The following is a 5895-nucleotide window of genomic DNA, read 5'->3' as shown; positions in this document are numbered from 1 at the left end:
CCGATCCACAGTGCGAACGCGCCGAGGGCCAGCGCCCGGTCGCTTTTGCCGAACGGGCCGTCGTAGCGGCGCGTCGCACCGACGAGCGGGCCGATCAGCCCCGCGCATTCGACGATCACCGCCGTCAGCGCGAACAGCCAGACGTCCGCCGGAGCGAACGCGGGAATGGCGAGGAACGGCAGCACGAGCGCGACGTCGGACACGATGTCGCCCAGCTCGTTCAGGTAGGCGCCGAGCGTGCTCTTCTGCCCGTGCTCGCGCGCGAGCATCCCGTCGATCGCGTTGAGCGCCATCCGCGCGAACAGCCACAGCGGGATCAGCAGGAACAGCGCGCGGGCGAACACGCCGAGCCCGGCGAGCGCGCCGACGACGATCGAGCCGCCTGCCGCGAACAGCGTGACCTGGTTGGCCGTGACGCCGCGTTCGGCGAGCGAATCCGCGAACGGGCGCAGACGATTCTGGAATTTGGGTTTGAGTGCGTAGAGGCTCATCGTTTCGTATTCGTTTTATTCGTGCGGCCTGGCCGGATACGTTTCCCGCCGCCATGCCCCGGGCGGCGAAACGGCCTGCGTCGGCCTGGATTGAACGGCCCTCATCGTCGCCGAGCGGCCTCGATGCGTCAAGCCTGCGGGCCGGCCCGCCCGCGCGGCGCCAATCTGGCGTTTTTCGGCGAAACTCGCGATAATCCGCTGGCCCGATCGCAGCGAGATCCATTCGAACTGCAGACGGGCACTCGTGCAACAGCCAATTATCACGCCGCCGACCGGCGCATTCGCCGCGACGCGACAGCGTGCGACGGCGAATCGTCCGATTATCGCGGACCTGCGACAGGCAGCCACGAATTTGAAAAAATTTAAACAAGAGCCGTCCGGCGCGCATCCTGCCGCGCCGGCATTCCGGGGTTCCGCCCGCCGCGCATGCGCAGCGGGCCGGGCATGCACGCAGGAGGCCACACGCCGATGAACATCCTCAACGTCTGGCAGCGCGACTTCCTGCTGTCCATCGTGCGGCTCGTCGCCGGCGCGTATCCGGTCTGGCATCAGGCGCCGCCGTCCCCGACGCAGAAGATCTATTTCTCGAACCACACGAGCCACATCGACACGCTCGCGATCCTCGCCGCACTGCCGCGCGACGTGCGCGCGGTCGTGCGGCCGGTCGCCGCGCGCGACTACTGGGACAGCAGCGACCTGAAGCGCCACATCGCGCAGAAGCTGCTGAACGTCGTGCTGATCGACCGTCATCGCGAAAACGGCGGCGACCCGCTGGAGCCGGTGCGCGACGCGCTGCGACAGGGCCACTCGATCATCATCTTCCCGGAAGGCACGCGCGGCGCCGACGTGTTGCCGCAGCCGTTCAAGAGCGGGCTGTTCCATCTCGCGACCGAGTTCCCGGACGTCGCGCTCGCGCCCGTCTACCTCGAGAACCTGCAGCGCATCATGCCGAAGGGCGCGATCTGGCCCGTGCCGCTGATCTGCAAGGTGCATTTCGGTGCGAACGACGCGCTCGGCGTTCAGGAAGACAAGCCGACGTTCCTCGCCCGCATGCGCGACGCGGTCATCGCGCTCGCGCCGCCGCAACGGCCGGCCGGCTGAACGCGGCGCGCCCCCTTTCCCTTTTCCGGATACCAACCATGCGAACCCTCTTCTGGGAACTGGTCGCGGGCGTCACGGGCGTGCTCGTCGTTGCGACCGTGATCGGCGCGATCCTCGGCGCGCGCAGCGGCGGCACCAGCGCGACCATCGTCAACCTGAATCAGCGCATCCGCGCGTGGTGGGCCATGATCGCGATCATGGCCGTCGCGATCGGCCTCGGCAACAACGTCACGTACCTGGTGTTCGCGCTGCTGTCGTACCTGACGCTGCGCGAATTCATCACGCTCACGCCGACCACCGCGAGCGACCATACGACGCTCTTCATCGCGTTCTTCATCGCGATCCCCGTTCAATACCTGCTGCTCGGCATCAACTGGTACGGGATGTATTCGATCTTCGTGCCCGTGCACCTGTTCTTCGCGATGTCGCTCGTGTCGGCGCTCACGCAGGACACGCGCGACTTCCTGAGCCGCAACGCGAAGATCAACTGGGCGCTGATGGTGTGCGTGTACGGGCTGAGCCACGCGCCGGCCGTGCTGATCCTCGACATTCCGCGCTACGCCGGGCAGAACGCACTGCTGCTGTTCTTCTTCCTGTTCGTCGTGCAGATCAGCGACGTGCTGCAATACGTGGTCGGCAAGCTGTTCGGACGCCGCAAGATCGCGCCGCAGCTGTCGCCGTCGAAGACGATCGAGGGCTTCGTCGGCGGCGGCCTGCTGGCCACGCTGTGCGGCGCGTCGCTGTATCGCGTGACGCCGTTCAGCTTCGGCGCGGCGTTCGGGATCTCGCTCGCGATCGTGATCGCTGGCTTCGTCGGCGGGCTCGTGCTGTCGGCCGTCAAGCGCTCGCTCGGCACGAAGGACTGGGGCTCGATGATCGCCGGCCACGGCGGGATGCTCGATCGCGTCGATTCGATCTGCTTCGCCGCACCGGTGTTCTTCCACCTGGTGCGCTACCTGTACGTGTGATGCGCAGGCGGCGCAATGCCGCCCGTTCCCGCGCCACGGATCAGTACCCGTCGCGCAGCGCCTTCGGCACGACGTAGCGGCCGCGCGCGGCGTCGAACTTCACCGTGTAGCGTGCGTGGATCGCCTTGTCGCCGCGCGTACCGGTTTCCGTGACCATCAGCGGATAGACGTCGCCCGTGCCGGTCGTGTCCGGCGCGATCTCGAAGCGACGTTCCTCGCAGCGCGCGCGAACATGCGCGCATTCCGTCGACTCGGCATTGTCGAGCGCCTCGTCGATGCGCGCCGCCGCATGCACCAGAGAATTGCCGTATGGCAGCCAGATCGAACGAAAGCGTTGCGTGTAGCCCTGCCGCGTGTCGCTTTCGCCGATCACGAACCCGAACAGGTGCGGCCCGAGCCGCTCGATGCGCACCGTGCCCGGTTCGCCTCGCTCGCCCGATGCGATCTCCGTTTTCTTCGCGATCGGTTCGAGCGTCCTGCCGTCCGGCGAAGGCTGCAGCACGTACAGGTCGATCGCGCCCGGTGTCGCGTCCGAATCCATACCCGGCATCCCGTTCTGCACCGCTGCCTCCGTCTCGCCGCACATCGCGAGCAGCGTGCGCGGGCCATCCGCGGTCGCCACGCGCAGCACGCCGCACGGCGAATGGATGAAATCGCCCTCGTCCGCCTGCCAGCCCTTGCGGTCCGCACGCCAGTCGCCGTATGTGCCGTGGATGAAGGTTTTCAGTTGACGGTCGGGCTGGGCCGGCTCGGCGGCATGAACGGGCGACAGCGCGGCGAGCGCCGTGAGTGCGCCAAGGGCGGCGAGCGGCTTAAGACGGCGGTTCCGGTTCTGGAGGGCCATGACGAGATCAGTTCGGATTGATATGTGGCGAATTGTTGCAGACTCAACGGATCAAGGTTGCCGGGGCGCGATGCCGGTGCCGTCCGGCTTCAGCCGCGCGGTGCGCACCCACCCTTCGGCGATGCCGCGTGTGCGCGGATTCAGGTAGACGATCGACGTGAAGCGGCCGTACTCGGTCCGCGCATCGACGTGGTCGTGCTCGACGATGAAGAGCCCATCGATCCCGCATGCGTCGTCCGGTGCGGAAAAGAACGGTAGCCGCCCGTTGCCGATGACGACGCGCCCGGCGTCGCTGCCCATCACGTAATCGCCTTGCGCCTGCGCACGGCGGTTCAGCGCATCGCAATCGACGGCACTCTGTACCGGCGTCGCCGATACCGCGCACGTCGCCACGAAATGCGACAGCGCGCGCCGGTCGATCCTGAGCACGTCCGGCCGATCAGGATCGCGCGTGACGTCGAGCGCTTGCATCGCGCGCGTATCGAGCGTCACCCAGCCGACCGTCGCTTCGCGATTCGGCGTGCCCGGATGGTCGGGGCTCGTGAACAGGCGGATCCGGTAAACGTCGCCGTTGCGCTCCTCCACGGCGGCATGGATGTCGCGCCGGGCGAACGCGGTCTGCGGCAGTGCAGGCACGATCAGTGCCGTCAGTCGTTCGTTGCACGACGACGCCGGCGCGGCGGCGGCGACCTGCACGGCCAGCGAGCCGACACACGCGAGCGCGACGCGCACCGCGATGGCCGCGCACCGGCTTCGCCGTCCGGCCCCGCCCTTCGCGCCGGTCGGCGTTACGATCTCGTTCTTCACTCCAGGCTCCGTTCGGTACGCGCGGGAATCGACCCGCGAGGCCGTAGCGTACACGCAGGCGCGACGAGCCACATCCACCGACACCGGCGATGAACCTGAAGCGCGACATCGTCCAGCTTGCCGACCGCGACGGCGACACGCACGACAACCTGCTGCACGATCCTCGACTATCGTCGGGATCAGCACCTGCACGTCGCCGGCGAGCGCATCGCGCACGCGGACGGGCATCGCGAACTGCTGATCCCGTGAGTCCGAATGTGAGTGTGAACGCGCGCCCGGTTGACTATGCACACGGTCACGCCGTCACACCGGATCCGGCACCTCGATCGCCAGCAACGCCGAACTGACCGCCTTGCCGTGCGCATCGAGCGCGAGCGAGCGCGTGACGCCGCCGCCGAGCGCATCGCGCAGCACGAAGTTGAACGCACCGAGCGCCGGCAATTCGTGGCGCACGACGTCGCCGTGCACGATGCCCGCGAGTCGCGCCTTCACCGTTGCCGCATCCAGATGCATGCACAGATGGTCGTAATGACGCGGATCGTGGCAGATGACCGACACGTTCAGCGTATTGCCCTTGTCGCCGGTGCGCGCATGCGCGAGTTCACGCAGTTGCATCAGGCCTCCACGAATGAAAACGACGGCGTCACGGCCGCGCGCGGCAGCAGCACCGACTGCACCGCGATCACCTCGCGTGTCGACTTGAACGCGCCGCCGCCGCCGGCCGGCCCGTTCGTATAGAGCGTCTCGACTTCGTTGCCGATCCGCGCGGCTTCGGCGGCGTTCGTCGCGCGTCCGGCCACCCGCACGCGGACTTCACTCGGCTCACCGCGCACGGCCGGCGTCGCGTCGCCATACAGCGCATCGACGCCGATCAGGTCGAAGCGCAGCTCGCTCGCCGCGACGCCGGTCAGCGCGAGCCGCTCGCGAACGATGTCGAGTGCCAGACGTGCACGCGCGAGCGCGCCCGGGCCGCCGTACGAAATCTGGCCTTCGCCGATCCAGCCGTCGACGTAAGCCACCGACGCCTTCAGCGTATCGGGCCGCGCGGTGCCGCGCCCGCCCGTCACGCGCACGCGATCGGCCGCCTCCTCGGCAACCGTCACGCGCGTGAAATCGGCCACGACGTCGGGCTGCAGATACCGCGCCGGGTCGTGAATCTCGTAGAGCAGCTGTTCCTTGCAGGTCGCCGCGCTCACGCGGCCGCCCGCGTGCGGCACCTTCGTGATCACGACCGAGCCGTCGGCCGCGACCTCGCCGATCGGAAAGCCGAGCCGCGCGAGATTCGGCACGTCCTTGTAGCCGGGATCGGCGAAATAGCCGCCCGTCACCTGCCCCGCGCATTCGAGCAGATGGCCGACGACGGTCGCAGCGCCCAGCGTGTCCCAGTCGTCCATCCGCCAGCCGAACGCATGGATCAGCGGCGCGGCGAACAGCGACGGATCGGCGACGCGCCCGGTCAGCACGACGTCCGCGCCGGCCGCGAGCGCGTCGACGATCGGCGCGGCGCCGAGATACGCGTTCGCGGACACGATGCGGTCGCGATACGCGGCGACGTCGTCGCCCGATTCCTCGAAACGGAACGCGCCGCGCAGCACGACGTCGAGCACGTCGTCGCCTTCGACCGCCGCGACCTTCAGCCCCGCGATGCCGAGCGATTGCGCGATCTGCGCGGTACGCCGTGCGG

Annotated in this window: 9 protein-coding genes; 4 read left to right on the top strand and 5 right to left on the bottom strand. The window is 68.3% G+C overall.

The window, feature by feature from the left end; genetic code table 11:
* On the bottom strand, positions 1 to 491 hold a 491-nt coding region (locus JMF90_RS20715; protein WP_201325375.1), incomplete at its 3' end, for a CDP-alcohol phosphatidyltransferase family protein.
* A 123-nt stretch (positions 492 to 614) separates the two neighbouring features.
* Between JMF90_RS20715 and JMF90_RS40160 the strand changes: the two genes are divergently transcribed.
* The 3 genes from JMF90_RS40160 to JMF90_RS20700 all read left to right on the top strand — a co-directional run bounded on the left by JMF90_RS40160 (position 615) and on the right by JMF90_RS20700 (position 2560).
* Positions 615 to 857 carry a hypothetical protein gene (locus JMF90_RS40160; RefSeq protein ID WP_226292131.1) on the top strand — a complete coding sequence of 81 codons (243 nt, stop codon included), beginning with the start codon at positions 615 to 617 and terminating at the stop codon, positions 855 to 857.
* 102 nt (positions 858 to 959) lie between these two features.
* The gene (locus JMF90_RS20705; protein ID WP_011545155.1) at positions 960 to 1592 is read left to right on the top strand and encodes a lysophospholipid acyltransferase family protein; all 633 of its coding nucleotides are present in this window, start codon (positions 960 to 962) and stop codon (positions 1590 to 1592) included.
* A gap of 38 nt (positions 1593 to 1630) precedes the next feature.
* Complete coding sequence (locus tag JMF90_RS20700; protein ID WP_012328300.1) at positions 1631 to 2560, top strand: phosphatidate cytidylyltransferase; 930 nt, start codon at positions 1631 to 1633, stop codon at positions 2558 to 2560.
* Positions 2561 to 2600: 40 nt separating this feature from the next.
* Here the strand turns inward: JMF90_RS20700 and JMF90_RS20695 are convergent, their stop codons facing one another.
* On the bottom strand, positions 2601 to 3404 hold the full coding sequence (locus JMF90_RS20695) for a hypothetical protein (RefSeq protein WP_011545153.1): 804 nt from the start codon (positions 3402 to 3404) through the stop codon (positions 2601 to 2603).
* A 51-nt stretch (positions 3405 to 3455) separates the two neighbouring features.
* Positions 3456 to 4211: a hypothetical protein gene (locus tag JMF90_RS20690; RefSeq protein ID WP_226292133.1), complete on the bottom strand. Its 756-nt coding sequence runs from the start codon at positions 4209 to 4211 to the stop codon at positions 3456 to 3458.
* A 117-nt stretch (positions 4212 to 4328) separates the two neighbouring features.
* Between JMF90_RS20690 and JMF90_RS40620 the strand changes: the two genes are divergently transcribed.
* Positions 4329 to 4460 (top strand): hypothetical protein, encoded by a 132-nt coding sequence (locus JMF90_RS40620; RefSeq protein ID WP_023475552.1) that lies wholly within the window; start codon positions 4329 to 4331, stop codon positions 4458 to 4460.
* A gap of 54 nt (positions 4461 to 4514) precedes the next feature.
* Here JMF90_RS40620 and JMF90_RS20680 read toward each other — a convergent pair whose 3' ends face one another.
* Complete coding sequence (locus JMF90_RS20680) at positions 4515 to 4826, bottom strand: hypothetical protein (RefSeq protein ID WP_011545151.1); 312 nt, start codon at positions 4824 to 4826, stop codon at positions 4515 to 4517.
* Positions 4826 to 5895, bottom strand: a 1070-nt coding sequence (locus JMF90_RS20675) for an acyclic terpene utilization AtuA family protein (protein WP_201325374.1), incomplete at its 5' end; no start/stop codon positions are given. The genes JMF90_RS20675 and JMF90_RS20680, both read right to left, overlap by 1 nt.

It is taken from the genome of Burkholderia sp. E168m23 (assembly GCF_016586125.1).
GTDB lineage: Bacteria > Pseudomonadota > Gammaproteobacteria > Burkholderiales > Burkholderiaceae > Burkholderia > Burkholderia orbicola.
The sequence above is the reverse complement of the archived record's forward strand: the minus strand, read 5'-3'. Positions and strand labels throughout refer to the sequence as shown.